This is a genomic window from Rhizobium cauense, from assembly GCF_019511525.1.
GTDB lineage: Bacteria > Pseudomonadota > Alphaproteobacteria > Rhizobiales > Rhizobiaceae > Rhizobium > Rhizobium cauense.
The window spans coordinates 151215-176988 of the sequence record NZ_JAEUAT010000001.1 but is presented as its reverse complement, the minus strand read 5'-3'; the positions used below and the strand labels follow the sequence as shown (position 1 = coordinate 176988).

The 25774-nt window shown below is 60.4% G+C and carries 21 protein-coding genes and 1 tRNA gene; 9 read left to right on the top strand and 13 right to left on the bottom strand.

Going from position 1 to position 25774, the window contains the following annotated elements; translation table 11 throughout:
* The first annotated feature begins 96 nt into the window (after nucleotides 1-96).
* Together JNB88_RS00890 and JNB88_RS00885 are read left to right on the top strand one after the other, a co-directional pair.
* Nucleotides 97-1323 carry a LysR family transcriptional regulator gene (locus JNB88_RS00890; protein ID WP_220353910.1) on the top strand — a complete coding sequence of 409 codons (1227 nt, stop codon included), beginning with the start codon at nucleotides 97-99 and terminating at the stop codon, nucleotides 1321-1323.
* Complete coding sequence (locus JNB88_RS00885; RefSeq protein WP_220353909.1) at nucleotides 1320-2042, top strand: copper homeostasis protein CutC; 723 nt, start codon at nucleotides 1320-1322, stop codon at nucleotides 2040-2042. The genes JNB88_RS00890 and JNB88_RS00885 overlap by 4 nt, the downstream gene beginning before the upstream one ends.
* Here the strand turns inward: JNB88_RS00885 and JNB88_RS00880 are convergent.
* From JNB88_RS00880 to JNB88_RS00850, 7 genes are all read right to left on the bottom strand, one after another.
* Entirely contained in the window at nucleotides 2039-3058 is a 1020-nt protein-coding gene (locus JNB88_RS00880) for a zinc-binding alcohol dehydrogenase family protein (RefSeq protein WP_220353908.1), read from the bottom strand. The genes JNB88_RS00885 and JNB88_RS00880 overlap by 4 nt on opposite strands.
* Before the next feature lie 63 nt (nucleotides 3059-3121).
* A complete protein-coding gene (locus JNB88_RS00875; RefSeq protein ID WP_037138017.1) occupies nucleotides 3122-4096 on the bottom strand; it encodes an ABC transporter permease in 975 nt (324 codons plus the stop codon).
* A gap of 24 nt (nucleotides 4097-4120) precedes the next feature.
* On the bottom strand, nucleotides 4121-5671 hold the full coding sequence (locus tag JNB88_RS00870) for a sugar ABC transporter ATP-binding protein (RefSeq protein WP_037138043.1): 1551 nt from the start codon (nucleotides 5669-5671) through the stop codon (nucleotides 4121-4123).
* Nucleotides 5672-5791: 120 nt separating this feature from the next.
* The gene (locus JNB88_RS00865) at nucleotides 5792-6778 is read right to left on the bottom strand and encodes an ABC transporter substrate-binding protein (protein ID WP_220353906.1); all 987 of its coding nucleotides are present in this window, start codon (nucleotides 6776-6778) and stop codon (nucleotides 5792-5794) included.
* A gap of 243 nt (nucleotides 6779-7021) precedes the next feature.
* Nucleotides 7022-7468 carry an RbsD/FucU family protein gene (locus tag JNB88_RS00860; RefSeq protein WP_037138019.1) on the bottom strand — a complete coding sequence of 149 codons (447 nt, stop codon included), beginning with the start codon at nucleotides 7466-7468 and terminating at the stop codon, nucleotides 7022-7024.
* A gap of 9 nt (nucleotides 7469-7477) precedes the next feature.
* Entirely contained in the window at nucleotides 7478-8497 is a 1020-nt protein-coding gene (locus JNB88_RS00855) for an aldo/keto reductase (RefSeq protein ID WP_220353905.1), read from the bottom strand.
* Nucleotides 8498-8531: 34 nt separating this feature from the next.
* Nucleotides 8532-10034, bottom strand: coding sequence for a UxaA family hydrolase (locus JNB88_RS00850; protein WP_220353903.1), 1503 nt, complete (start codon nucleotides 10032-10034; stop codon nucleotides 8532-8534).
* Nucleotides 10035-10270: 236 nt separating this feature from the next.
* On the opposite strand from JNB88_RS00850, the gene JNB88_RS00845 reads away from it, so the two are divergent.
* Nucleotides 10271-11182, top strand: coding sequence for a GntR family transcriptional regulator (locus JNB88_RS00845; protein ID WP_220353902.1), 912 nt, complete (start codon nucleotides 10271-10273; stop codon nucleotides 11180-11182).
* A gap of 121 nt (nucleotides 11183-11303) precedes the next feature.
* On the opposite strand, the gene JNB88_RS00840 is transcribed toward JNB88_RS00845, so the two are convergent.
* The 5 genes from JNB88_RS00840 to JNB88_RS00820 form a co-directional block, all read right to left on the bottom strand.
* On the bottom strand, nucleotides 11304-11597 hold the full coding sequence (locus tag JNB88_RS00840; RefSeq protein WP_220353901.1) for a hypothetical protein: 294 nt from the start codon (nucleotides 11595-11597) through the stop codon (nucleotides 11304-11306).
* A gap of 127 nt (nucleotides 11598-11724) precedes the next feature.
* A complete protein-coding gene (locus JNB88_RS00835) occupies nucleotides 11725-13212 on the bottom strand; it encodes an MDR family MFS transporter (protein WP_220353899.1) in 1488 nt (495 codons plus the stop codon).
* Nucleotides 13213-13327: 115 nt separating this feature from the next.
* Nucleotides 13328-14947: a hypothetical protein gene (locus JNB88_RS00830; protein WP_220353898.1), complete on the bottom strand. Its 1620-nt coding sequence runs from the start codon at nucleotides 14945-14947 to the stop codon at nucleotides 13328-13330.
* An 829-nt stretch (nucleotides 14948-15776) separates the two neighbouring features.
* Nucleotides 15777-15852: transfer RNA gene (locus JNB88_RS00825), tRNA-Thr, on the bottom strand.
* A 128-nt stretch (nucleotides 15853-15980) separates the two neighbouring features.
* Complete coding sequence (locus JNB88_RS00820; RefSeq protein WP_220353897.1) at nucleotides 15981-16940, bottom strand: NAD(P)H-dependent flavin oxidoreductase; 960 nt, start codon at nucleotides 16938-16940, stop codon at nucleotides 15981-15983.
* A 254-nt stretch (nucleotides 16941-17194) separates the two neighbouring features.
* Between JNB88_RS00820 and JNB88_RS00815 the strand changes: the two genes are divergently transcribed.
* Nucleotides 17195-18376 carry a hypothetical protein gene (locus JNB88_RS00815; protein WP_220353896.1) on the top strand — a complete coding sequence of 394 codons (1182 nt, stop codon included), beginning with the start codon at nucleotides 17195-17197 and terminating at the stop codon, nucleotides 18374-18376.
* Nucleotide 18377: 1 nt separating this feature from the next.
* Here the strand turns inward: JNB88_RS00815 and ppk2 are convergent, their stop codons facing one another.
* Nucleotides 18378-19259, bottom strand: a complete 882-nt coding sequence (ppk2, locus tag JNB88_RS00810; RefSeq protein WP_037138053.1) for a polyphosphate kinase 2 — start codon at nucleotides 19257-19259, stop codon at nucleotides 18378-18380.
* Between the two features lie 238 nt (nucleotides 19260-19497).
* Here ppk2 and phoR point away from each other — a divergent pair, with 238 nt between their 5' ends.
* The 5 genes from phoR to pstB all read left to right on the top strand — a co-directional run bounded on the left by phoR (nucleotide 19498) and on the right by pstB (nucleotide 25737).
* Complete coding sequence (gene phoR, locus JNB88_RS00805; RefSeq protein WP_220354246.1) at nucleotides 19498-20721, top strand: phosphate regulon sensor histidine kinase PhoR; 1224 nt, start codon at nucleotides 19498-19500, stop codon at nucleotides 20719-20721.
* A gap of 199 nt (nucleotides 20722-20920) precedes the next feature.
* Nucleotides 20921-21955 (top strand): substrate-binding domain-containing protein, encoded by a 1035-nt coding sequence (locus JNB88_RS00800; RefSeq protein WP_220353895.1) that lies wholly within the window; start codon nucleotides 20921-20923, stop codon nucleotides 21953-21955.
* A gap of 151 nt (nucleotides 21956-22106) precedes the next feature.
* Nucleotides 22107-23588, top strand: a complete 1482-nt coding sequence (gene pstC / locus JNB88_RS00795) for a phosphate ABC transporter permease subunit PstC (protein ID WP_220353893.1) — start codon at nucleotides 22107-22109, stop codon at nucleotides 23586-23588.
* On the top strand, nucleotides 23585-24907 hold the full coding sequence (pstA, locus tag JNB88_RS00790) for a phosphate ABC transporter permease PstA (protein ID WP_220353892.1): 1323 nt from the start codon (nucleotides 23585-23587) through the stop codon (nucleotides 24905-24907). The genes pstC and pstA overlap by 4 nt, the downstream gene beginning before the upstream one ends.
* Nucleotides 24908-24921: 14 nt before the next feature.
* Nucleotides 24922-25737 (top strand): phosphate ABC transporter ATP-binding protein PstB, encoded by an 816-nt coding sequence (gene pstB / locus JNB88_RS00785; protein ID WP_037138062.1) that lies wholly within the window; start codon nucleotides 24922-24924, stop codon nucleotides 25735-25737.
* The last annotated feature ends 37 nt before the right edge of the window (nucleotides 25738-25774 follow it).

Genomic DNA, 25774 nt, shown 5'->3' with positions numbered 1-25774 from the left:
GCCGGGAACGATAACCTTCCCGTTTCACGGCAGGGATATCTTTTTTCTCGAACACACCATATCGTTCGGTTTTTCATATTGTTACGGAGAAATCGCTTGCAGCTGGGCACGTTGTTTGTTGCCAGTCATGTCCTCTCGTCCGGGTCGGTGAGGGAAACGGCGCGCCGTCTGTCGCTTGCGGCGTCGACCGTCTCGACAGCGGTTCGCAGCCTTGAGACCGAGCTTGCGCTCAAGCTGACCGAGCGCAGCTCGGGCGAGCTTGCGACACTTCTTGCCAGCGACGACGTTCGAGAGAAGCTCCTGCCGATCGTGCGGTCGGCCGAGGAACTGGCGGATTGGATGGGAGCCCCCGAACCATCACGCCTGTCCATCAAGATCGCCACCATGGAACGTTTTCTTGAAGTTGCCGACCAGGGCAGCATCAATCGCGCCGCGCGGCGACTGAAACTCGGTCAGCCGCAGCTTTCACTCCAGATCGCGACTTTGGAGAATGCGCTGGGTCATCGCCTGTTCGAGCGTCAGTCTCAGGGTTCGATAATGACCGAGCAGGGCAGGCATGCTTACGCCATTTTTCAGGCGATCCATCAGGCATGGAACGATCTCAAGTCGTCCGCCGACGAACGCTATCAGCGCACGGCTCGGGCATTGCGCATCGGATCGATAATTCCAACGGGATCGGAAAGTTGGGTTGCACGATGCCTCGGTGCGCTCGTCGCCGAATGGAATGCCGGCCGCAACAAGAATGCAATCTCGCTGATGCTGATGACAGCGGATGATTTGCGCGAAGCTCTCAAATCCGGACGGATCGACGTTGCAATCCTCGACTCGGTTTTCGGTCTGGAGCGATTTCAGCACCGCGAGCTGCTGCAGACAAACATGGTGCTTATCGCCCCGCCGCAGAGCCGCGCGCGGACCGTGGCGGAACTTCTGGAAAATCACGCCCTTTGCACGCCGAGTTCGCGAACCGGGCTGGGGCACGCTGCCATGGCGTTGAGCTATGAGCGCGCCGCCAATCGCCGATACCGAAGCCAGGATATCACTGCGGCAGATTCCTTGCCTGTCATCGTCGATCTCGTCGCCAATCACGACTACATCTCGTTTCTCGGCCGTGTCAGTGCCATGCCGATTGCCGGCAAGGTCCGGATCGTCGAACTCGATGAACATATCCCGATGTCCTATCACATTGCCTTCAACCATCGGAAAGCGTCGGCGGATGCGAGCGCCATGATTATCGATGCCGTTGCCAAAATTGTTGCGAGCCCGTCGCGCAGGCGAGTGCGTTGGCTTAAAGAGAGGGCGGCGGAGAAGGAGATTCGAACGTGACCGTTTTACTGGAAGTATGCGTAGACAGCCCGCAGGGCCTTGCAGCTGCAATTGCCGGGGGAGCCAACCGCATCGAGCTCTGCTCCGCCTTGGAGCTCGGCGGATTGACACCGGTCGCGGGCCTCATGAAGGCGGCCGCTGCCGCACCCATCCCCGTCTATGCGATGATCCGCCCGCATGCCGGCCCGTTCGTATTCGATGCGGCTGACGAAGAGGCGATGATGGCCGATATCGATGCCGTGCGCGCTTTTGGTCTTGCCGGGGTCGTGATCGGCGCCAACCGGCCGGATGGTACGCTGGATATGCCGCTGATCGGCCGCCTGAAGGCCCGCGCCGCGGGACTTGGGTCGACCCTCCATCGTGCTTTTGACCTCGTCCCGGACGCCGACGCAGCATTGGACCAGGCGATCGAGCTCGGCTGCGAGCGCATCCTGACATCTGGTTGCGTGCCGAAGGCGATGGATGGTCTCGAGACCTTGCATCGGCTTTCCCGAAAGGCGGCGGGCCGTATCTCCATCATGCCTGGCAGCGGCGTGAGGCCGGGCAACGTTGCCGAGATATTGCGAGTGACGGGTGCCAGCGAGGTTCACGGCTCTTGCAGCTCGCAGGTCGAAAGCATCGATCCGCGTGCCGTTCTCTTCGGCTTCGAAGCAGCGACGACGAGCCGGACGGATGCCGATATCGTCCGCCAGATGCGGTCGGCGATCGACGCGACCTAGTCGCCGACCTTGATTACCGCCTTGATCAGCCCGCTCTTCTCGTGCGCCCACCGCGCCAGGTCGCGTGGCGCGTCTGCCAACGTCGTTCGGTGAGTAATCAACTGCTGGATGGGGACGAGGCCTTTGGCGATCGAATCCGCGACGTGTTCGAAATCCACGCGCGTCGCGTTGCGGCTGCCGATCACCATCATTTCGCGCTTGTGAAACTCCGGATCGGAGAAACGAATGTCGTCCTTCACGACACTGACCAGTACCAGCGCGCCGCCATGGGCGACGAAGCTGAAAGCCTTCTCCATCGAGGGACCGTAGCCGGTCGCGTCGAAAACGACGTCGAAGCCATCGCCGTCCGTCAACGCTTTGACGGCATCCGCCGCGCCCTCGCCCGCAACGATGCCCGAGGAAAAGCCAAACCGATCAGCAGCCATCTGCAGCCGTTCCCGGCTGGTGTCGAGCAAGGCAACCTCATGCCCGGCAATCCGTGAAAAGATCGCCGCACCGAGCCCGATAGGACCGGCACCGATGACGAGCGAGCGTGATCCGGCCGGTGCCATGGACCGGCGAACGGCGTGCGCGCCGATAGCCAGAAACTCCGTCGTTGCGGCTGCCTCGAGGCTCACGCCCTTTGCCGCATAGAGATTGCCGGCCGGAACGCTGATCTCATCGCAGAACGCGCCATCGGTGTGAACTCCCAGCACTTTTATATTGGTGCAGCAATTCGGCTTGCCCTGGCGGCAGGCAACGCAAGTCCGACACGAGAGATACGGGTTGACGATGACGGGCGTGCCGACCGCCATGGCAACACCGTCGCCTGTTTCCAGCACAGTCGCCGAAATCTCGTGCCCCATCACGCGCGGATATTCCAGGAACGGATGCTTGCCCTCGAAGATATGGTAGTCCGTGCCGCAGATGCCGACATGGCTGACGGCCAGGCGCACCCAGCCTGGCGCCGGCGCGCCGGGGGAAGGGCGTTCCACGAGTTGGAGGACACCGGGTTCTTTGCAGAGCACTGCTTTCATGATGGTCTCGCATTCCTGGAATGAAAGAAGCCGGCCCCGGGCCGGCTCCATATAAAAGCCGACTTACGGGTTGCGGCGTCGGCGCAGCTGATCGAAGTAGACGATCACGATAATCAGCAGGCCGGTGATGATGCGCTGCCAGAACGAGTTGACGTTGAGCAGGTTTGCGCCGTTGTTGATGGTCGCCAGAATGAAGGCGCCGATCAGCGGCCCGTGAACCGAGCCGACCGCGCCGAACAGGCTGGTGCCGCCGATGACCGACGAGGCGATTGCCTGCAGTTCCCATCCGTCCGCCTGCGTGGCGTTGCCGATCGCGATGCGGGAGGCAAGCAGAACGCCGACGAAGGCAGCGAAAGTCGCCGAGAGAATGTAGGCCATGTAGATGATGGCGTTCACCCGGACACCGGACAGTCGGGCGGCTTCACGGTTCGAGCCGACGGCAAAAAGGTAGCGACCCCAACGGCTGAGATGCAGGAAGATGTAGGATGGGACCGCGACCAGAATAACCATCCAGAACAAGCTAGGCACGCCGAGGAAGTCGGCACGGGCAAAGTTCGTGAAGGGCTCGTTGACGATGTTGATCGTTGACCCGTTGGTTATCAGAAGCCCGATGCCACGTAACGACGTCAGTGTTGCCAGAGTGATGATGAAGGGCGGCAACCCCATGCTGACAATGCCGAAGCCATGGAACACGCCGATGCCGACGCCGATCAGCAGCGTAATCAGGATCGACGCCCAGACGGGTACGCCCGCCTGCAGCAGCCAGGCAAGGATGACGCTCGTAAAGCCGACGATCGCGCCGACCGAGAGGTCGATGCCCGCTGTGATGATGACGAAGGTTTGCCCAAGGGCCAGGATCGCCGTCATCGCGCCTTGGCGCAGGAGGTTCGAGATATTCAGCGGCGTCCAGAAACTGGCAGTCACGAAGCCTAGGACGATCCAAAGGAAGGCCAGCAGCCCAATTAGAGTAAGGCCGAAGAGGATATTCACTTTCCGGCGCGGCGGCGGTGCGGCGATCTCGGTGGGGGTTACGGTCATTGGTTCTCTCTCCCTCTTGTTCTTTTAGACGCCGATCGCTTCGCTCAGCACTTCTTCATGTGTTGCTGCGTGGAAGTCGTGGCTCGCGACCAGCTGACCGCGGCGGAAGACATGCAGCCTGTCCGCAAGTTCATAAACTTCAGGCAGGTAGGATGAGATCAGAATGATCCCCGCACCTTGCTTCAAAAGCTTGGCGAACAGGCGGTAGATCTCCGCCTTTGTGCCGACATCGACGCCGACGGTCGGTTCGTCGAAAATGAAAAGCCGGGCGCCATGGCTCAACCACTTGCCGATCACGACCTTCTGCTGATTGCCCCCCGACATCGCCGATACCAGGACACGTCGGCTCGGTGTCTTGATCGCCAGGTCGCGGATCTGCTGGTCGGCGTTCTGCGATTCCTCGCTGTGGCTGATGACCGGCCCCTTGCTCAGCCGTTTGAAGACCGGGAGATTGATGTTCAGCCCGATCGGCAAGTTCAGGCAAAGGCCCTGGTCACGACGGCTCTCCGGTGCAAGCGCGATTCCGAGTTCCATCGCGGTGCGCTCGTCCTTGATCTCGACCTTCTTGCCCATCCAATGGATTTCGCCGGTCGTCGTCTTCTCCCGGCCATAGAGGCCGAGTGCGAACTCACTACGTCCTGCGCCGATCAAGCCATAGAGGCCGACAATCTGTCCGGCTTTCACCGAGAGCGATACATTTTCGAAGCCCGGTCCGGACAGTCCGCGCACGTCGAGGATCGTCTCTCCGATCGGAATCTCTTCCTTGTGATAGATCTGCTCGATCGACCGGTTGATCATCAGGGCGATCAGTTCGGCTTCGTTCGTCTCGCCGATCGCTCGCGTGCCGACATGCGTGCCGTCGCGCAACACCGAAACGCGGTCGGCGAGCTCGAACACTTCTTCCATGCGGTGGCTGATGTAGACAATGGTGACGCCTTCGCCTTGCAGACGGCGGATCAGCTTGAAGAGCTGTGCCGATTCCTGACGCGTGAGATAGGCAGTCGGTTCATCGAAGATCAGAAACTGGGTGCCGCGCATGGCAGCGCGGGCCGTTGCGACAAGCTGCTGCTGGCCGATTGTCAGGTCGCTCAGCAAGACATGGGCCGGCAGCCCGAAGCCGAGATCGTCGAGGACGGCCTGTGCCATCTTCTCCATCTCCTTCTTGCGCATCAGGCCGAACTGGTTGACCTCATCGCCCAGGAAGAGGTTGGCTGCCACCGTGAGGTGTGGGCAGAGAACGACTTCCTGATGGACGGCGTTGATGCCGCGCGCGATCGCTTCATTGGGCGTTGCCAGCGCGACCGGGTGTCCGCACCAGAGGATCTCGCCCGCCGTTCTGGTAATAACCCCCGTCAGCAGCTTGATCAGCGTCGACTTGCCGGCACCGTTCTCGCCGACGATCGCATGAATTTCACCAGCCAGGAACGTCACTGTCGCTGGCTTCAGCGCCTGAACGTAGCCGTAGTTCTTTTGAAGTCCCTTGAGTTCGAGGATCGGGGCGCCCGCCGGAATGCGGTCTGCCTCCTTCAGCTTGGCGCTGTCATCATGGCGATGACTGACCTCTTCCAGGCTCATGGCCGTCTCCTCCTCGCGAATTGCCGTCTCTCCACCGGCCATCCGCGTTCCCATACGGACGATAGCACAGGCGAAGGAAATGCCGCGCGGGATTTCTCCCGCGCGGCTGTCGTCAGATCCTTACTTGATCTTCGGGTTCAGCAGAGCGTCGATCTTCGGATCGCTCATGTTTGCCTTGGTCACGAGGTTTGCGCCGGTATCGACGTTCTCTTCGACCTTTTCGCCCTTCGAGACGGCGAGCGCGGTCTTCACGCCGTCATAGCCCATGCGGTAGGGATCCTGCACGACCAGACCTGCAAGCGAGCCGTCCTTGAGGAAGCCAACAGTCTTGTCGTCGCTGTCGAAGGCGATGACCTTGATCTTGTCGCCAAGCTTGTTCTCAGCAATCGCCTGACCGACACCCTGTCCCAGGATGAGGTTCGAAGCGAAGACGCCGACGAGGTTCGGATTGGCGGTGATCAGATCGGTCATCATGTTGAGGCCGGTCGTGGCCTGGCCGTCGCCGTACTTGTCGGCAATGACCTTAAGGCCAGGGTACTTCGTCTTAACCTGATCCAGGAAGCCTTCGCGGCGCTGCTCAAGCGAGCCGACGCCCGGAAGGTTCGTGAGGATGACAACTTCGCCTTCTTCCTTGCCGGTCATTTCCTTGATGGCGGCAGCAAGGCCGTCAGCCGCGATACGGCCGCCCTGGACGTTGTCCGTGGTCAGGAACGACTTGAAGGCTTTGGAGTCAGCTGCAGAGTCGATGCCGACGATCGGAACGGACTTGGCGGCTTCATCGATCGGCTTGCCGAGCGCCTTGAACTCCGTCGGCGAGATGACGATTGCGGCCGGCTTGCCGGCGACTGCGTTCTCAAGAATGCTGATCTGGCCGTTGATGTCGGATTCGGCCTGTGCGCCGAGTTCAGGGACGTTGACGCCGAGATCCTTGCCAGCAGCGCGAGCGCCGGCCAGAACGATCTGCCAGTAGAAGGACGTCGTGTCCTTGACGATGATCGGGATCGTCACGTCAGCCGCAAACGTCGTTATTGGCATTGCGGTGGCGATAACGGCGGCACCCGCGAGAGCCGTAAAGGCTCGGCGCGACAGAATGGATTTCATGCGCATGTGGTTCTCCTCCTAGGTGCGTTCTCCTCCAAGAAACCGTGCCGCTGAACGCAGGCGGACGATTTTTATCGATAAAAAACATTTTGACGCTAGCCGAGCGTAACGCGAATTGCAAGTCTGTCTCGCGCCGTCTGGCTCGTACTGCTGACCGATTGCCTCCCCGCAATCGCTCCTGCCCCATAATCGAAGTGAAACATTAGTTCCACTGATCTGTCAACTCAGAATATATATTCCATTTTGGAGTCAGCCCGTGAAGGCTTCACCGGGATGGACGACCCCCTTTTTCAGGATCAGATTGCCGTAAAGCCGGAATTCAGTCGTCGCGACGATGTAGGCGGCGGTACGAGCACGCTCGTAGAAAGCGAAGCGCTCGAGCGAAGCAATCGTGAAATCGCCGGCGCGCCTCGACACGATCTCCTGAAATTCCGCGCAAACTTCAGGCACGGCGGTCGGATCGCCCACCACCTCCATGCGCCATACGGTCTCGGGCACGAAGGTATCGAGCGGAAAGTGGGTCAGGATCGCCTCCGCCATGTCGGTGGCGCTAACGCCGTCGGCGCGGATGACTTCCGGTCCCATTGTGCTCGAAGGGAAGTTGGCGTCGGCAATAACGATGTCGTCTCCGTGCCCCATCCGGGCAATGGCGCGTAGGAGGTCCGGGTTTAGGATAGGGTGAATACCTTTAAGCATGGTCGGTCCTTAAACACGCACTGCGTCTTCGCCGAGCGGCGGCGCGACGAGCGTCAGAGAGTCGAATTCAGGGAAGATTGAGTCCGGCAAGGCAGGCTCCAGCAGTTCCATGTTGCGCGTGAGACTCGATACCTTGGCGGTGCCGATCAGCACGGAGGACACAAGCGGATCGCGAAGCGGAAACTGCAGTGCCGGAGCAGCCAGAGGTACGCCATGCTTGGCGGCAACCTTCTCCATGCCGGTGACCTTGGCGAGCACATCATCTGTCGCCGGCATGTAGTCGAAGTGAGAGCCGGGCACCGGTCCGGTCGCAAGGATACCGGAATTGAAGACACCGCCGACGACGAGGGATGTGCCCTTTTTCCGGCAGAGCGGCAGAAGCTCCGCAGCGGCCGATCGGTCGAGCAGGGTGTAGCGTCCGGCCATCAGGATGCAGTCTATGTTGGCATTGCGCATGACGTCGAGGCAGACGGGTATCTCGTTGACGCCAAGCCCGAAGGCCTTGATTGCTCCGGAGGATTTCAGTTCCTCGAGCGCCTTGATACCCGTATCCAGGAATTGCTTCTGCAGGACGGCGTTCTTCGCTGCGCCATGCGTGTATCCGCCGAGGTCGTGGACGTAGAGGATGTCGATCCGGTTCAGGCCGAGACGAGCGTAGCTGAATTCGACGGAGCGCATTATGCCGTCATAGGAATAGTCGTAGTCGGCATCGAAGGAGAGCGGATCGGCATAGCTGTAGTCGGGAACCGTCCCGGTCGGTACCGGCCGCAGCAGCCGGCCGACCTTGGTCGACAGTACCCATTCGGTCTCGGGCTTCTCCCGCAGGAAGTCGCCGAAACGACGCTCGGCAAGGCCCAGGCCATACCATGGCGCAACATCGAAGTAGCGAATGCCGCTGTCCCATGCGGCCGCCAGCGTCTCCATGGCCTGCTCGCGCGGGCAGGCCCGATACAGGCCACCAAGAGCCGCGCCACCGAAGCTTACTTCGGTGACCTCAAGCTCCGTCCTGCCTATCCTCCTCGTCTTCATCATTCCTCCTCTGAAGACCTTATGTGCGTGTGATTTAGAGCGTTGCTCCCAGATGCCATGGCACGAACTCATTATCGCCATAGCCGAATTCTTCGCTCTTCGTCTTTTTGCCGGATGCCGTGTCGATGATCAGATCGAAGATCTCCCGGCCCTTGGCGCTGATCGTCGCGTCGCCAGTCGCGATCGTGCCGCAGTCGATATCCATGTCCTCTTCCATCGCGATATAGAGAGCCGAATTGCTGGAAAGCTTGATCGACGGCGCCGGCCGACAGCCGAAGCAACTGCCGCGGCCGGTGGTGAAGGCGATCATGTTCGCGCCGCCTGCAACTTGGCCGGTCGCCGAGACAGGATCGTAGCCGGGGGTGTCCATGAACACGAGACCCGGCGCGGTGACACGTTCGGCGTAGCCGTAGACGGCAGTCAGAGGCGAGCGGCCACCCTTGGCGACGGCACCCAGCGACTTTTCCAGAATGGTGGTCAGGCCGCCGCGTTTGTTGCCCGGAGAGGGGTTGTTGTCGAGCGATGCGCCATGCAGTTCGACATATTTCTCCCACCAGGCGATCTTGTCGTCGAGCTTCCGCGCAACCTCGTCGCTGACAGCGCGGCTTCGCAGCAGGTGCTCGGCACCATAAATTTCGGAGGTCTCGGAAAGGATTGCCGTGCCGCCGGCCGCCGCCAGCAGATCGGCAGCCACTCCAAGCGCCGGATTGGCGGTGATGCCAGAAAATCCGTCCGAGCCGCCACATTGCAGGCCAATGATGATATCGCCGATCGGCAGCGGCACGCGCTTTTCCTTGCCAACATCATGCGCAATCTCGCGCAGCATTCCCATGGCGCGCTCAACCGCGCGTCGCGAGCCGCCGGCATCCTGGATGTTGAAATGGCGCTTGGCATTGCCGGCGCCGCTCTGGCCGTAGAGCGTGAGCTGGTTCACCTCGCAGCCGAGGCCGATCATCAGCACGCCGCCGAAATTGACATGCCTTGTGTAGCCGGCGAGCGTCCGGTGCAGAACCGCCATGCCGTCGCCGGTGGAACTCATGCCGCAGCCCTGATCGTGCACGATCGGCACGAAACCGTCGATGCCGTCGAAATGCGGGAGGATGGTCCGGTTGGCCTCGTCGGCAATCGCGCGACAGACCGTGGTGGAACAGTTCACGCTGGCAATGATGCCGATGTAGTTGCGTGTCGCCGAGCGGCCGTCGGCACGGCGATAGCCCATGAACGTACGCGCTCGATCCGCCGCGCTTGCTTCCTCCGGCGCCGAGTTGGCGGTTGCGGCAAGGCGATCGTTCTCGAAGTGCAGATTGTGGCTGTGAATATGGTCGCCAGCCTTGACGTCAGCCGTCGTGCGTCCGATCGCCTGGCCGTATTTGACGACCGGTTGGCCGAGCGGAATATCGGCCAATGCGATCTTGTGGCCGGGATCGATCTTCTCGCGTGTCTCTATGCCGGCGACTGTCGTGCCGGCGGGGATCGCTGCCGTCGCGACCGCAACGTTGTCACCGGCAGACAGGATGATCCAAGGGTCTTTGGTCAAAATCATCTCCCTATGGAACACTCGCTGCGTCGGCGAATGTTCATTGATTTTGTTTTTTATCTACAATAAACATTTTCAAGTCAACGGGATTATTGATCCTGTGGACGAGGGAGGCAAACAGCCGCATGCAATCCAAAATAAGATAAGGATTGCTGAGAGATAAGCGTCTGCCACGCTGCGCGCCGCACCTGCGGCGAACCGGTACGTGTTGTAGATGCAAGAGGGCGGGGTGGCGTATGGCCAGGCAGAATACAGTCTTCAAGGAAGCGTACAATCGTTATGCCGCCGCCCTGCGCACAGACGCGGCATTGCCGTCGGAGCCGGAAATTGCGGCGCAGCTGGGGATCAGCCGCAGTACCGCGCGGGCAATCCTGACAAGGCTCAGCGACGCAGGGATCATCCGCTGGAACAAGCGTCAGAAGATCGTTTTGCGGCTGCCGACGGAGGCGGATTTCTTTCCCCCGGAAGAAACGAACTCGCTTCACGACATCATCGAGCGCAGCTTCATGCAGCGCATTCTGTCGGATGATGCGGCACCCGGCATGCAGATCAACGAGTTGGAACTCGCACGCGAAATCGGCACCGGCACCACCAGCGTTCGCGAGTTTCTCATCCGTTTCTCGCGGTTCGGCCTGATCGAAAAACGCCCGAACAGTCACTGGATACTCAAGGGGTTCACACGTGACTTTGCGCTTGAACTCGCTGACGTGCGGGAGATGTTCGAGCTGCATTCGGCGGCAGAGTTCGGCAAGCTCCCGCCTGAGAGCGAGGCGTGGAGCGCGCTGTCCGACATCAAAGCCGAACACCAGTCGATGCTCCGCGATCTCGATAGGCGCTACAAGGAGTTTTCCGCCCTCGACGAGCGCTTCCACCTGCTTATCCACGGGGCCGCGAGGAACCGCTTCATCGCCGACTTCTACGATGCGATCGCGATCATCTTCCACTATCACTACCAGTGGAACAAGGCCTTTGCTCGCGAACGCAACGAACGTGCCATTCACGAGCATCTCGATTACATCGCCGCGCTGGAGTCCCGAGATCAGGCGGCAATCGACTTTTCCTGTCGACTTCATCTGCGCTCGGCTCGCCAGACTTTGTTGCAATCGCTCCCTCAGATGCCTCTGGATGGCATTCGTGGCGAGGAGTAACCACAAAGGAAACCCGACCGCGGTCGGGTTTGGTTCATCTGCATTTCCTGCTGTGTGTCCGACGAGGTCACTACCGCATTCAGGCACATCGGTAGGCAGATTGGAGGGCCGCTGAACGCGGTTACCTGCAACGGCGTACGGTTTTGGTAACCTCGTCGCCATCGTCAGTCACAGTCCGGATAGTCTTTGTGTAGCAGTCATCGCGATAATACCGGTCGCGGTCGCGGTCGCGGTCGCGGTCGCGTACTGCGCCGAGCCTGATGCCATGCTCGTTGATCGTGATTGCGGGACGCGCCCGGTCGTAGTCGTCGTAGCCTCGTTCACGCGTGACGAACACGCTTTCGGCCATGGCGGGAGCGACGAACGTACAGAGCGCCATCGCTGCAACAGTGCAGTTCACAAGTGTCTTTCGCATGTCAATTCTCCTTCATTGATGTGAGACCAACGAAGGAGAACCGAAGTGGTTCCTTGAAAAATGACACTTCAGTCCGCCGGATTATTCGTTTCCGAACAACAAACGAGGCTGGGTAGAGGTTCTAATGCTACGCCTCGCTGGCGGCTGCCGCCGCCAATGTCCGGCCGTGCTCGCGTCCCACCGGAATGAGCCAGGCCGATAGGAACGTCAGTACGGCGACCACCGCGACACCCCAGAACGTCCAGTGAAGCGAGGCATCGAAGACCGCCCGGATGGCTGGGTCGCTGGCCAGTTCGGAAAGTCCGCTCGGCTGGTTCAGGACATCGTGCAGCGAGTTCGCGGCGTCGCCGGCGGCATAATGGCTGATGCCGGCGTTGAGGATGGCGCCAAGCACGGTTGCTCCGAGCGTATTGCCAAGGCTTCGGGCGAAGATGATGGATGCCGTGGCGCTGCCTCGCATCGACCATTCGACGCTGTCCTGTACGAGCGCAATACTGGTAAGGCTGATCAGCCCCATGCCGAAGCCCATGAAGAAAGAGCCCGCGCCCGCAAGGGCTGGATGGCTGTCCGGCGTCAGGAAAAGCAGGAAAGATGCACCGAACGGAAACATCAGGCTGCCGACCCGCAGCGTGCGTCGGATCCCGAATGCCTTGAAGAAACGGCTGGAAAGCATCACCGCCAGCGGCCAGCCGACAACCAGCATGGTGAGCGTGAAGCCGGCAACGATCGACGATCGTCCGAGGACGCCCTGGACGTACATCGGCAACACGGTCGAAAGGCCGATCAAGGCCATCCCGGCGAGCAGCGTGGCCGCGTTGCTGGTAGCGACCAGCCTGCGGCTCCAGAGAGCAATGGAAATGATCGGCTCCGCCGCGCGCTTCTCCTGGCGCAGGAAAAGGCCCGCAGTAACGAAGAAGACCACGGCAAGCAGCACCAGCACCCACGCCTCGGCGTCCGCTGCCTCTGTCAGGATGACAAGCAATGAGATGACGGCGATCGAGAACAGGCTAGCGCCGAGATAGTCGATCTCTGCCTGCTTGTGTGCGACCGACTCCTTGAGGAAGACGGCGAACGCGACGATCGAGACGATGCCGATCGGCAGGTTGATCCAGAAGATCCACGCCCAGGAAACGCTATCGACGATCACGCCGCCGGCGAGCGGTCCGACAACCGCCGATGTAGCCCACACCGTTGCCATGAACCCTTGCACCCGACCACGCTCCTCGAGCGTAAATAGGTCGCCGATGATCGTCATTGTCACTGGCTGGATCGCCCCGGCGCCCAATCCCTGCAGCAACCGGAACACGATCAAAGACGTCATTGACCAGGCGAAGCCGCAGAGCAGCGAGCCAAAAAGAAAGATCAGAATGCCTGAGATCAAAACCGGCTTGCGCCCGAAGATGTCCGAAAGCTTGCCGTAGATCACGGTTGTCGTCGACTGTGCCAGGAGAAACGCCGAGAACACCCAGCTGTAATAGGCAAAACCGCCCAGCTGCCCGACGATCTTGGGCATCGCAGTTGCCACGATCGTGGCCTCGATGGCGACCATGAACGTGGCCAGCATGATGATGGCGACGACGAGCGCACGGTTCGAGCGCTGAGCAGTATCAGACATGACATCTTCTCCGGATACTCCGCGAAACGTGCCGGAAATGCTCGGCAGGTCGGCTAGGTAGGGTCGTACGCCGGCGCGAAGTGTTGCATCGTTCTATGCCGCCCGGGAAAGGCCGTCAATTATTATCCGTTTGGTTACGAGCCGGGACCGGATTGGTATCCGATGCAGCAGCAACGTTCGAAACGTAATAAAGAATGGTTTTGCCGTCCTGCCATACGGGTGTGAAGCGCCGGTCCGTGGGCCGGAGATTGGCAGGCACATCGGCCAGCCAGAGATAGTCCAGCCCAGAGTGAGGCAATGCCGCAAGCGAAGCACTGAGGGTCGGTAGTTCCCATCGATCGCACTCGTGTTCGAACACACCGGGGATAGGTAAGGCTCTTCCGCCAAACGGATTTCCCGACGGACGGATGGCGAGTAGCTGGCTTTCGACCTCGGCGAACTGATCGTTTACGAGTGCGTCACGTCGCGTTGTCGCGTAGCTGGCAAGGTGGCGAAGGCGCGGCGGTGCCCATTCCCGTTCGCAGCGAAGCAATCGGAACGCAGCCACTGTGCTGCCTGGCTTCACATGGTCCAGAGCGAGGAGTTCGTGTTTGATTTGCGCGTCCGCCGCTGCAGCTGAGGCGATGGTGAGCCCGAGCCGCAGCGCGATGAAACACAGGGCGATAGGTGCGATCCAGGCGGCCGGCTCCTGGCGTGGGCGGACGGCAAGAATGGTGATCGCAAGCGCGAAGGGAATGAGACGCACGGACGCAAACTCGGAGCCCATCATTCGCGTGGGCAGCCCGAGCGCAGCGCACCAGAGCAGTAAAGCAGGGACGCCGAGTGCTGGGGCGATCGTGAAAGATCGCCTGCGCCATACGGGCAGTGTAGCCACGCCATACAACACGAGTACGCTCGCGACATCGATCCACTGCACGCGATCACGCAGTATCATTATCAGCCACATTGCCTTGAGTTGCCAGTTCATCCAGCCGGTCGTCGTCGCCCCTGAACTGGTCTGCCATAGCAGCAACAGGACGAGTGGCCAGGCGATCGGAAGACAGGCGACAACAGCTTCACGGGCAGCGCGCGCGTTCGAAACGCCTTCGGCCCTGCGCTGTCCAAGTATCGAGCCAAATGCCAACAGTCCGAAGGTGCCGTAGCCGATGATGTGCGCGGTGAGAATGGCGGGGGCAATGATCGCGAAGGCGAGGGCCCGAAGGCGATAGCGTCCCTGCCGGGAAAGTCGAAGCCACCAGCCGAAGGCGACCAAGGCGAGGGCCGTCGCCAGACATGAGTTCACGAAGCCGAAGACCAGCGGATAGGAAAGGGCCAGGGGCAACGCGAAGAGTGCGGTCGGTGGCGGCGTGTCGTGCGCCTCGCGGGCAATCCACATCAGGCCGAACACGGTGGCCACGGGGATCAATGCGACGAGCAGGGCAACGCCCGCCTGCAATCCGACGAGCGCCGCAAGTGGAATGATCAGAATATCGAGGCCGAGGTTGGGTATGAACCGCCACGCGAAGGAGAAGTAGTGCTGCAGCGCCGCGCTTGAATCGATGTTGAGTTCAACATGATAACGGGCGACATGCGTCGGCAGGTCGATAAGCGGCGGAGTCATGGAGAGAGAAAGCGGCACCGCGAAGGCCAGGCTGATGGCAAGTGCGGCCGGCAAGGTTTGCCACCATCGAGCCGACGGCTTGGCAACCGGCATGCCGATACCCGCTACTAGTTCTCGACGCGCGTAGCCCGACATTTCGCATACCTCCGAACCGCATATGAGCATGGATATGCAGTGAATTTCGATGCGGCTGCAGGATACCGACGCTTTCGCCAAAGTATATGTCGGGCGAATTATCAATAAGGCTAATATATGCAGCAGCATTAGGTCTGTGCCCCTGGGGCTTATGGACGGAGCTTGTACGCGCAGGGCACCGGGACCATCAGCGTTCGCTGGTTCCTCATCCGCTTCTCGAGGTTCTGCCTGGTCTGGTTGCTGGAATGAGAGGGCGCGCCCAGCGGTAAGCGATTGGCGATCCATTGTCGGCGTTGTCTCCCAAGGAGCGACAGGTATTGGAATGCCTGGGGCGTGGCATGGGAAATCGAGCGACCGCCGACGCGACGGGCACACTACCCTGTGCAACGTGAAGTCCGCGTGTCCAGTCTGCTCCGAAAGTCCAGCGCAAGGAACCGTATGGAATTGGCTCTCATTGCACAAAGAATGGCAGACATTTCGAATGGCGACTAGCGAGCCTTGGCGCCAAGCGTTTGTCTGCTCGAACCTTCGCCCTCCAAACGGCAAAACAGCCACGAAGAAACGAGGGCGGGGAAGCGCAGTAGCGCATCGCCATAGGCGTGCGCCGTCCAAAGCTTGCCTAAGGAAATAGGGAAATTCACTAGCCGGGCCCACGGAATACGGGTGTGCTTGGCCGCGAAGCGACCGGCACAGGTTTTTGCAACTAAATCGATAGTGATATTTGCCAGTGAATTGGGCAGGAGCACAGGAAGGGCACGGCCGCGACTTCAAACGTCCCAGGCCATTTGCAATCAATCTTGAAGAGGGCAATGAATTTGAGAGAGGAGAATGGTGCCGCTTACGTGACTCGAACACGTGACCCCATCATTACGAATGATGTGCTCTACCGACTGAGCTAAAGCGGCAATCCCGAGGGCCGAACGATGCGGCCCGCGATTTGCATGGGGCTGATACAGCCATTGTTTGAAGATTTCAAGCGCCCTGTCATCTCTTCGGCAAAAAAGAACAGCGCTGTGGAAATCTGTCTTCTCCCCTAGCGCAGTAGTCGTGCCCGCGCAGCTTTATACTCGGCGTCTAGCCGATCCACGAGCCTGCCGACGGGTTCGACGGCCTTGATGGCGCTGATGCCTTGTCCGCTGCCCCAGATGTCCTTCCATGCCTTGGCGCCGCCGACGGCCTGTTCGAAATCCATTTTCGATGGATCCGCCACCGGCAGGTTTTCAGGGTCGAGGCCGACGGCCTTGATCGAGGGCTTGAGGTAGTTGCCATGCACGCCGGTGAAGTAGTTGGAATAGACGATGTCACCAGCCATGCCGTCGACGATCGCCTGCTTGTAGGCTTCCGAGGCGCGCGCCTCTTCCGTCGCGATGAACGGCGAGCCGATATAGGCCATGTCGGCGCCCATTGCTTGCGCCGCAAGGATCGCGCCGCCATTGGCAATCGCGCCTGCAAGCAGCAGCGGACCGTCAAACCATTCGCGGATCTCCTGGACGAGGGCAAAAGGAGAAAGCGTGCCCGCGTGTCCACCAGCGCCGGCCGCAACGGCAATCAGCCCGTCCGCTCCCTTGCGGATGGCAGAGTTCGCATGGCGATTGTTGATGACGTCGTGGAGCACGATGCCCCCGTAGGAATGTACTGCCGCATTCACTTCGGGCACGGCCCCGAGCGACGAGATGACCACGGGCACCTTGTACTTCACGCAAAGCCTGAGATCGTGCTCCAGCCGCTTGTTCGACATATGGACGATCTGGTTGACGGCAAACGGGGCGGCCGGCTTGTCGGGATTTGCCGCGTTGTAAGCGGCGAGATCCTCGGTAATCATGGCAAGCCATTCGTCGAGCTGGCTCTCCGGCCGTGCGTTCAGAGCGGGAAAGGAGCCAACGATCCCCGCCTTGCATTGCGCAAGGGTCAGTGCCGGATGCGAGATGATGAAGAGCGGCGAGGCAACGACCGGCAGTCTGAGGTTCTGGGTCAGGATCGGGGGAAGGGCCATGAAACACCGTGAATTGACGTTTACGAAAACGTCAATGTGATAGCAGAGACTTTGGCACTGGAAAAGGTCGCTCTACCGATTCCGCAAATATCGGCTATTCTTTCAAATGACGCGGGATGGCGGGCGGCAACCCTGCGTTATCCCCCGCCGATGCACACCGGATGCGGGGTGAGGCTTGCGATTTGCCGTGGCAACAGATACCGCATTAATGACTTGTTAAGTACGATGCCCAGTCTCAGAGTAAAGGACCGGACGTGAGCGGATTAGAAACGGCCATCAGAACGGCGCTCAGCAATGCCGATCGCGACAATCCCGAAGTCCGTGCAAAGATTTATCAATCCGCGCGCCAGGCACTTGAAGCCGGTCTCCGCAAGCAGGACATCACCGACAGCGAAGCGGTTGCCTATCACCGCCACAAGCTTGAAACGACGATCCACATGATCGAGGCGGAGGAGCGCGAGCGGCTCCATCCCCGCCAGGGGCCTCCGGAGGTTCCCGTTCCACCAGTGGTGGAGATGCGCAAGCCGACCGGCCATGTCGTTGAGGATGATGCGTCGAACGTCTCGCTCGGCGGTGAAACGCGCGAGCACTCGGTAAGAGACCCGCGTTTCGACGACGAGGCGAGCCTCGCTGGAGTGCATGCAGGCAGCGGCGATCATCTCGCTGCGGCGCCTCCGGTCGCAGAGGCGGTCGCTGCGGAAAGCAAGCCGGCTCAGATGGATTTTCGGCCGGAGCGAGCAGCCGTTCGGCGCAAGCCGCGCAAGTTCTTCTCCCGGTTGCTCGTCGCCTGCGTATTGCTTGCATTTATCGGCATGGGTGCGTGGTGGGCCTACACCTCGGGTCTTCTGATGACTGCCGCGGAACGCGATACAAGCGTTGCCAACCCGCCGGCAACCACGCAGCCGGAGGATTTCGATGGCGCCGATGAGAGTGCTGCTGCCGGCGACAACGCAGCACCCGTCTCGATCGACCCGCAGAACTCCTTTTCTGCCGACTGGATAGAGGTATTCAAGCCGTCCGATGCGGCCAAGATCAAACCCGGCGCGCAAGCCCAAATCCAGAATGTCGCCGAAAACGAGGGTCCTGCGGTTCGCCTGATCTCGCAGAGCAATGGCAGCGAAGGCAATGTAGCCATCACAGTCCCGGCTGAGGTCCTGCAGCAATTGGCTGGCAAGTCGTCGACGATAGCTCTGACGCTGCAATCGACATCCGATGAGCCGACGCAGATCACCGTTGAGTGCGACTTCCAGTCGCTCGGTGACTGTGCCCGCCATCGCTTCTCCGTTACACGGCAGAAGTCGGACGTGCTTCTTCAGGTTCGGTTCGATCGCTCACTGGCGCCGAACTCTGCCGGAAGTCTGATGATCAACAGTGATGTCGACGGCAAGGCGCGCGGCATAAATCTCTACGCCGTGCGGATCCTGCCCGGCCAATAGGCTACTTCAGGAAGCCGGGGCCCGAGCCGATGATCTTGTCGTCGAGCTTGCCGATCGCATCCTTGTCCTTGCCGTCGTAGTCCATCGACTTCAGCATGTGACGAATGAGGTTCAGCCGGGCTCGTCGCTTGTCGTTGGCATGGATGACGGTCCAGGGCGCGAATTCCGTATGCGTTTCCTTCAGCATCCGGTCGCGTTTTTCGCTGTAGTCGCCCCATTTCGTCAGCGCTGCGATATCCATCGAAGACAGCTTCCAGACCTTGAGCGGATCGTGCCGCCGGTCATGGAACCGCTTCAGCTGCATCTCGCGACCAATGTCGAGATAGAACTTGAAGAAGAAGATGCCTTCGTGCGCGATGACTTTCTCGAGTTGCGGCGTCTGGTTCAGAAAGTCTTCATATTGCTTGGGCGTGCAGAAGCCCATGACAGGCTCGACGCCCGCGCGGTTGTACCAGGATCTGTCGAAGAGAACGAATTCTCCCGCGGTCGGAAACTGTGCGATGTAGCGCTGGAAATACCACTGGCCGGCTTCGCGCTCCGTGGGCTTGGTCAAGGCCACCACGCGGGCAAGGCGTGGGTTCATATGCGCCGACGAGGCGGAAATCGCACCACCCTTGCCGGCTGCGTCGCGCCCCTCGAAGAGAGCCATCACGCGCTTGCCGGTGGCCTGCAGCCAGAACTGTACCTTCACCAGTTCGATCTGCAGCTTCTCCAGGTCCTCGAGATATTCCTCTTCGTGGAGCTTCTTGTTGTAGGGGTAGCCGCCGGATTGCAGTGCCTCCTCGTCCACCCAGTCCGGCAGGACGGGATCGTCCACGTCGAAGACACGCTTCTTTCCCCGGATATCCAGTTCGACGGCTCTGCTTTCGACATCATCGGCCATGGCTTCTCCCCCGCTCTGGGCGTCGTCGACCATAGGCGATCATATTTTCTTTTGAAAATCAAACATCTTTCAGATCGGAGAAATTTCTGTTCGTTGCCGTCGCAAGCTTTTTGTCTCTTGGCTGCGCCCGAAAATTTCTGTCATGATTCGCGGCTATCAGGCAGAGTTTGAAGACAAAAGCACGAGTCGGGATTGCGAGGGACAGTTGGAAGACGAGACGCCATGGACACGTAGCGTGATTGCGCGCATTCGGCAGGAGCGCGCGGTCCTGCTGGTGGCATTGCTGACCGCGTTGATCGCTCTTGCCGCAGGCGCCAACAAATGGGCGGTGCTGGGTCTTTTGACGGTCATGGTTGCCACGGCGCTGTGGCATGCTCCACCGGTGGTTCGGGAAGAGCGGCAGGAGCCCGTGCCCGAGGTCGTTGATATCTCGCGCAGCCGCCTCGGAGAGGTGTCGGCGACCCTGGCGGCGCTCGATATTCCCGTCATGGTGCTTTCCGGCGATGCCTCCTTGCTTTATCAGAACCGCGCAGCAGAAAAGGCCTTCGGGGAGGCCGCCATCGGCGCGCATATTTCTGCGCGCCTGCGCTCACCGGGCATCCTCGACATGATCGGTGAAACGATCGCGACCAATGCTCCCAACCAGATCGAGCACTCCGAACGGTTGCCGTCCGAGCGCGTTTACATCGTCCGCAGCGCGCCAGTGGAACTTGACGGGCAGCAGCCTACGGACGAGCGCTTCTTCCTGCTTTCCTTCAGGGACATTTCCGAAGTGCGCCGTATCGATCGGATGCGCTCTGACTTCGTTGCTAACGCAAGCCACGAATTGCGCACGCCTTTGGCGTCGCTCCGCGGCTTCATCGAGACCATCCAGGGGCCTGCCAGGAATGATGCGAAGGCGCAGGAGCGCTTCCTCGGCATCATGCTGGATCAGACGACGCGCATGAGCCGTCTGGTTGATGACCTCTTGTCGCTATCGCGGCTGGAACTGAAGTCGCATATAGCCCCCGACGAGAAAGTCGATCTTGTTCCGCTGCTCGGGCACGTCAGGGACTCGCTGGTGCCGCTTGCAAATGACGTTGGTGTTGAGATTGCGCTCCATCTTCCCGAGGGCAAGGCGGAGGTGCTCGGGGATCGCGACGAACTGGTTCAGGTCTTTGAAAACCTCATGGAAAACGCCTGCAAGTATGGGCAGGAGGGTAAGACGGTTGATGTCTTCCTGAAGAATGTTTCAGGTGAACCTGTGGAGGTTACGGTCGTCGACAAGGGGCCGGGCATTCCGGCTGAGCATGTGCCGCGCCTCACGGAGCGGTTCTACCGTGTCAGCATCGAGGACAGCCGTTCCAAGAAGGGCACTGGTCTCGGCCTTGCCATCGTCAAGCACATCCTGACGCGCCATCGCGCCCGCCTGATCGTGAAGTCCGAAGTTGGCAAGGGAACGAGCTTTACCGTGCGGTTTTGACATAAAACTGTAGGCATCTAGCGGTCGTATGTAATTTTTGTAAAATAATTCAGATACATAAGCTGTCACAAATGTTTCGTCAAAATGACATAAAAGCTCTGGTCATCAGGGGCTAAAGAGAGTGGGCCGCTGATGAAGACGGCACCGTCAAGGGCCGCTCAAGGCCGCACTCAGACCGCTATATGCCCGGGAGATTGTTATGAACGCTTTTAAACTCACGGTCGCCGCACTTGCCGCTTCCGCCGCTTTCGCTGGCGCGGCCGCTGCTCGCGACCAGGTTCAGGTTGCTGGCTCGTCCACCGTCCTGCCTTACGCCAAGATCGTTGCCGAAACCTTCGGTGAAACCTTCACAGACTTCAAGACGCCGGTCGTCGAATCGGGCGGCACGGGCGCTGGCCTCAAGGAATTCTGCAAGGGCGTCGGCCCTGACACCATCGACGTTGCCAACGCTTCGCGCCCGATCAACGCCAAGGAACTGGAAGCCTGCAAGGCCGCTGGCGTAACCGACATCCAGGAAGTCAAGATCGGCTACGACGGCATCGTCTTCGCAACCGACTCGTCGAACCCTGACGTCGCCTACGTTCCGGCCGACATCTACAAGGCTCTGGCTGCTCAGGTCGTTGTTGACGGCAAGCTCGTCGCCAACCCCTACAAGAAGTGGTCGGAAGTCAACCCGGCTCTCCCGGCTGTTGATATCGCTGCCTACATCCCGGGCGAAAAGCACGGCACCCGCGAAGTCTTCGAACAGAACGTTCTTCAGGCTGGCTGCAAGGCATCAGGCGCTCTCGACGTGATCGCCAAGGAAATCACCGACAAGGCCGCTCAGACCAAGGCTTGCGTCGCGGTCCGCAAGGACGGCGCTGCCGTCGACATCGACGGTGACTATCCGGAAACGCTGGCACGCATCGCTGCCAACAAGACCGGCGTTGGCGTCTTCGGCCTTTCCTTCTATGAAAACAACGCCGACAAGCTGAAGGTTGCGACCGTCAACGGTATCGTTCCGTCGACGGAAACCATCTCCAACGGCACGTACCCGGTTTCCCGCCCGCTGTTCTTCTACGTCAAGAAGGCACATCTCGGCGTCATCCCGGGTCTGAAGGAATACGTCAACTTCTTCGTTTCCGAGCAGATGATCGGTCCTGATAGCCCGCTCGTTGAATACGGCCTCGTTGCCGCTCCGGACGCAGAGCGCGATGCGATCCGCAAGTCTGTCGAAGACGGCAAGACCATGTAATTGACTTTGCCGGCGCGATCGCCAGATCGCGCCGGCATTGCCTTGTCCAGGCGTCTGTCGGGACAGGGCTTGAACTTCTCCAAGTTTGAAAGCCGGACGGTCCGCCTGCCGTTTCCGCTTTTGGAATCAAAGGGCCTGGGGACCTCAACGAATGAGTACATCCATCATACTCTTGTGTCTTGTGGTGCTGGGCACCGTTGCCTACCTGGCAGCGCGCAGCCGCGCCACGGCGCTTGCCGGGGGCAAATCCTCCGCACTGCATTCGCGGCCGGGCTATTATGGCGCCTATGCGGCGATCTGGACGGTCCTGCCGGCGCTGATCGTGCTGTGCGCCTGGTTGGCGATCAGCCCCTCGATCATCGAGTCCTCAATCCGCGGATCATTTCCGGACGACATCAAGGCGCAGCCCGCCGCCCAGCAGAACTTGAACTACGGCATGGTCAGCGCGATCGCGCGCGGCTTGCCGCTGTTGACGTCGGACGAGATCAGCGGCGCTGCCGGCGATCCGGCTGGTCTCCAGGCCAAGCTCGCGGCCAAGGGCGTTCCGCTCGCAGGCCAGCCGCAACCCTATATGATCGAAGCGGCCCAGAAGCTGAACGCCGAAACCGGCTCCAGCCGCCTGGTCATGACGGCGATCGTCTTTGTCCTCGCCGTTGCCGGTGCTTTCTATGCACTTCGCGAGATCGCTCCGCGCTTCCGCGCACGAAACCGCGTCGAGCGCGTTATGCTCTGGGGCCTGCTCCTGGCATCCTCGATCGCCATCCTGACGACCATCGGCATCGTCCTGTCGATGTTGACGGAGGCCGCCCATTTCTTCGCGGCTGTTCCCGCTGCGGATTTCTTCTTCGGAACGGTGTGGGATCCCCGCTTTGCCGGCGCCGGCAGCTCGTCGTTCGGCCAGTTCGGCTTGATACCGCTCCTGCTCGGCACGCTCTACATCGGTTTCGTTGCCATGCTGGTGGCGGCGCCCGTTGGTCTCTTCGCTGCGATCTATATGGCTGAGTACGCAGCACCGAAGGTCCGCTCGATTGCCAAGCCGCTGCTCGAAGTTCTCGCCGGTATTCCGACGATCGTTTACGGCTTCTTCGCCCTCGTCACGGTCGGTCCGTTCCTGCGTGATCTGTCCGCGCAGGTCAGTGGTCTCCTGACTGGCAATTATGCGAATTTCATTCAGGCGCAGAGCGTTCTGACCGCAGGTATCGTCATGGGCATCATGCTGATCCCGTATGTTTCGTCCCTGTCGGACGACATCATCACGGCCGTCCCGCGCGCCCTGCGTGACGGTTCGCTCGGTCTCGGCGCAACGCGCTCGGAAACGATCAAGAGGGTCGTGCTTCCAGCAGCGCTTCCCGGCATCGTCGGTGCTCTCTTGATGACCGCCTCACGCGCCATCGGTGAAACGATGATCGTCGTGCTCGCCGCCGGTGTTGCCGCCCGCATCCAGATCAATCCGTTCGAGCCGATGACGACGGTGACGGTCAAGATCGTTAACCAGCTGACCGGCGACCTTGAGTTCACGTCGCCGCAGACGCTCGTTGCATTTGCTTTGGGCATCACGCTGTTCTTCATCACGCTTTGCCTCAACATCTATGCGCTCTACATCGTGCGCAAATACCGGGAGCAGTACGAATGACGGATATTGTTTCTCCGGTTCAGGGTGTCGTTGTCTCCAAGGCACCTGAACGCCGCGATATCGGCCTCAAGCGCCGTTACGCAGCCGAACGCCGCTTCCGTGCCTATGGCATTGCGGCAATCTCCTTCGGCCTGATCTTCCTGGCGATCCTGCTCACGAGCGTCATCAGCAAGGGGTACACGGCCTTCCAGCAGACGGCGATCACGCTGCCGATCGAGTTCAGCGAGAAGACGCTCGACCCGAACAACAAGCGCGCGACCGATCCGTCGGTGCTCGTTGCCGCCAACTATCCGGTGCTCATCCGCGATGCGATGGTCAAAGCGCTTGGTATCAATGCGTCGAGCCGCCCTGAGGTCCGTGACGCGGCCGCGATGATCTCCAAGGGAGCTCCCATCCAGTTGCGCGACATGGTCGTCGCCGACCCGTCCCTCATCGGCAAGACCGTCAATGTGACGCTGCTGGCCGACGCCAACATCGACTCCGCCAACAAGGGGCAGATCGATCTTAAGGTCGACGAGAAGAACCGCAAGGTGAACGACAGGCAGGTTGGCTGGATGAACCAGCTGGCCGAAAGCGGCGCGCTGCACAAGCAGTTCAACACTGGGCTTTTCGTAAACGGCAATTCCAGCCGTCCCGAGGCGGCCGGTCTCGGCGTCGCGCTGATCGGCTCGCTCTACCTGATGCTGATCGTCCTGGTCCTTTCGCTGCCGATCGGCGTTGCCGCTTCGATCTACCTCGAAGAGTTTGCGCCGAAGAACAAGCTGACGGACCTGATCGAAGTCAACATCAACAACCTCGCGGCCGTTCCCTCGATCGTCTACGGTCTGCTTGGCCTTGCAGTCTTCATCAACTTCGCTGGTCTGCCGCGTTCCGCATCGCTGGTTGGCGGTCTGGTGCTGACGCTGATGACGCTGCCGACGATCATCATCGCGACCCGTGCTGCTCTGCGCGCCGTCCCGCCGTCGATCCGCGCTGCGGCTCTGGGTCTTGGCGCTTCGAAGATGCAGATGGTCTTCCATCATGTGCTGCCGCTTGCGATGCCCGGCATCCTGACCGGCACCATCATCGGCCTGGCGCACGCGCTCGGCGAGACCGCGCCGCTCCTCTTGATCGGCATGGTCGCTTTCGTGGCCAATGCCCCGGCAACCCCCATGGATCCGTCGACGGCTCTTCCGGTGCAGGTCTACATGTGGGCCAACGAAGCCGAGCGCGCTTTCGTCGAGCGTACCTCTGGCGCCATCATCGTCCTGCTCCTGTTCCTGATCGTCATGAACCTCGGAGCCATCCTCTTGCGTCGTCGCTTTGAGCGCCGCTGGTAAACGGAGTAGACATTATGAACATGTTGACGGAAGCAGCAGTTGAGAAAGCGGTTGATCAGAAGATGAATACCATTCCCTACAAGATGATCGGCCAGGACGTCTCGGTTTACTACGGCGAGAAGCGTGCGCTCTTCGACGTGAAGCTGAACATCCGCGAGAATACCGTGACAGCGCTCATCGGGCCGTCGGGTTGTGGTAAGTCCACCTTCCTGCGCAGCCTGAACCGCATGAACGACACCATCGAAAACTGCCGCGTCACCGGCAAGATCACGCTCGATGGCGACGATATCTACGATCCTGATATTGACGTCGTGGAGCTCCGCGCACGTGTTGGCATGGTGTTTCAGAAGCCGAACCCGTTCCCCAAGACGATCTACGAGAACGTCGCCTATGGTCCGCGCATCCATGGCCTCGCCAAGTCGAAGGCCGACATGGACCAGATCGTCGAACACAGCCTGCAGCGCGCCGGTCTGTGGAACGAGGTGAAGGATCGCGTTCATGAAGCAGGCACCGGTCTTTCCGGCGGCCAGCAGCAGCGCCTTTGCATCGCCCGCGCAGTGGCGGTCAGCCCTGAAGTGATCCTGATGGACGAGCCGTGCTCGGCCCTCGATCCGATCGCGACGGCGAAGGTCGAGGAGTTGATCCACGAGCTGCGCGAGAACTACACCATCGTCATCGTGACGCACTCGATGCAGCAGGCCGCCCGCGTTTCGCAGCGCACGGCCATGTTCCACCTCGGCAACCTCGTCGAGGAGAACGATACCGACAAGATGTTCACCAACCCGGATGACCCGCGCACCCAGGATTACATCATGGGCCGCTTCGGTTGATCGCCGGCGTCGGTAACCCTCACCATATTCAAGGATG

Excerpts from the sequence above, each read along its gene's own strand:
- pstB (WP_037138062.1), top strand. The coding sequence starts at position 24,922 with ATGAACATGTTGACGGAAGCAGCAGTTGAGAAAGCGGTTGATCAGAAG.
- JNB88_RS00835 (WP_220353899.1), bottom strand. The coding sequence starts at position 13,212 with ATGTCTGATACTGCTCAGCGCTCGAACCGTGCGCTCGTCGTCGCCATC.
- pstC (WP_220353893.1), top strand. The coding sequence starts at position 22,107 with ATGAGTACATCCATCATACTCTTGTGTCTTGTGGTGCTGGGCACCGTT.
- pstA (WP_220353892.1), top strand. The coding sequence starts at position 23,585 with ATGACGGATATTGTTTCTCCGGTTCAGGGTGTCGTTGTCTCCAAGGCA.
- JNB88_RS00880 (WP_220353908.1), bottom strand. The coding sequence starts at position 3,058 with ATGAAAGCAGTGCTCTGCAAAGAACCCGGTGTCCTCCAACTCGTGGAA.
- JNB88_RS00800 (WP_220353895.1), top strand. The coding sequence starts at position 20,921 with ATGAACGCTTTTAAACTCACGGTCGCCGCACTTGCCGCTTCCGCCGCT.
- JNB88_RS00855 (WP_220353905.1), bottom strand. The coding sequence starts at position 8,497 with ATGAAGACGAGGAGGATAGGCAGGACGGAGCTTGAGGTCACCGAAGTA.
- JNB88_RS00860 (WP_037138019.1), bottom strand. The coding sequence starts at position 7,468 with ATGCTTAAAGGTATTCACCCTATCCTAAACCCGGACCTCCTACGCGCC.
- JNB88_RS00875 (WP_037138017.1), bottom strand. The coding sequence starts at position 4,096 with ATGACCGTAACCCCCACCGAGATCGCCGCACCGCCGCCGCGCCGGAAA.
- JNB88_RS00820 (WP_220353897.1), bottom strand. The coding sequence starts at position 16,940 with ATGGCCCTTCCCCCGATCCTGACCCAGAACCTCAGACTGCCGGTCGTT.
- JNB88_RS00845 (WP_220353902.1), top strand. The coding sequence starts at position 10,271 with ATGGCCAGGCAGAATACAGTCTTCAAGGAAGCGTACAATCGTTATGCC.
- JNB88_RS00870 (WP_037138043.1), bottom strand. The coding sequence starts at position 5,671 with ATGAGCCTGGAAGAGGTCAGTCATCGCCATGATGACAGCGCCAAGCTG.
- JNB88_RS00830 (WP_220353898.1), bottom strand. The coding sequence starts at position 14,947 with ATGTCGGGCTACGCGCGTCGAGAACTAGTAGCGGGTATCGGCATGCCG.
- ppk2 (WP_037138053.1), bottom strand. The coding sequence starts at position 19,259 with ATGGCCGATGATGTCGAAAGCAGAGCCGTCGAACTGGATATCCGGGGA.
- JNB88_RS00840 (WP_220353901.1), bottom strand. The coding sequence starts at position 11,597 with ATGCGAAAGACACTTGTGAACTGCACTGTTGCAGCGATGGCGCTCTGT.
- JNB88_RS00865 (WP_220353906.1), bottom strand. The coding sequence starts at position 6,778 with ATGCGCATGAAATCCATTCTGTCGCGCCGAGCCTTTACGGCTCTCGCG.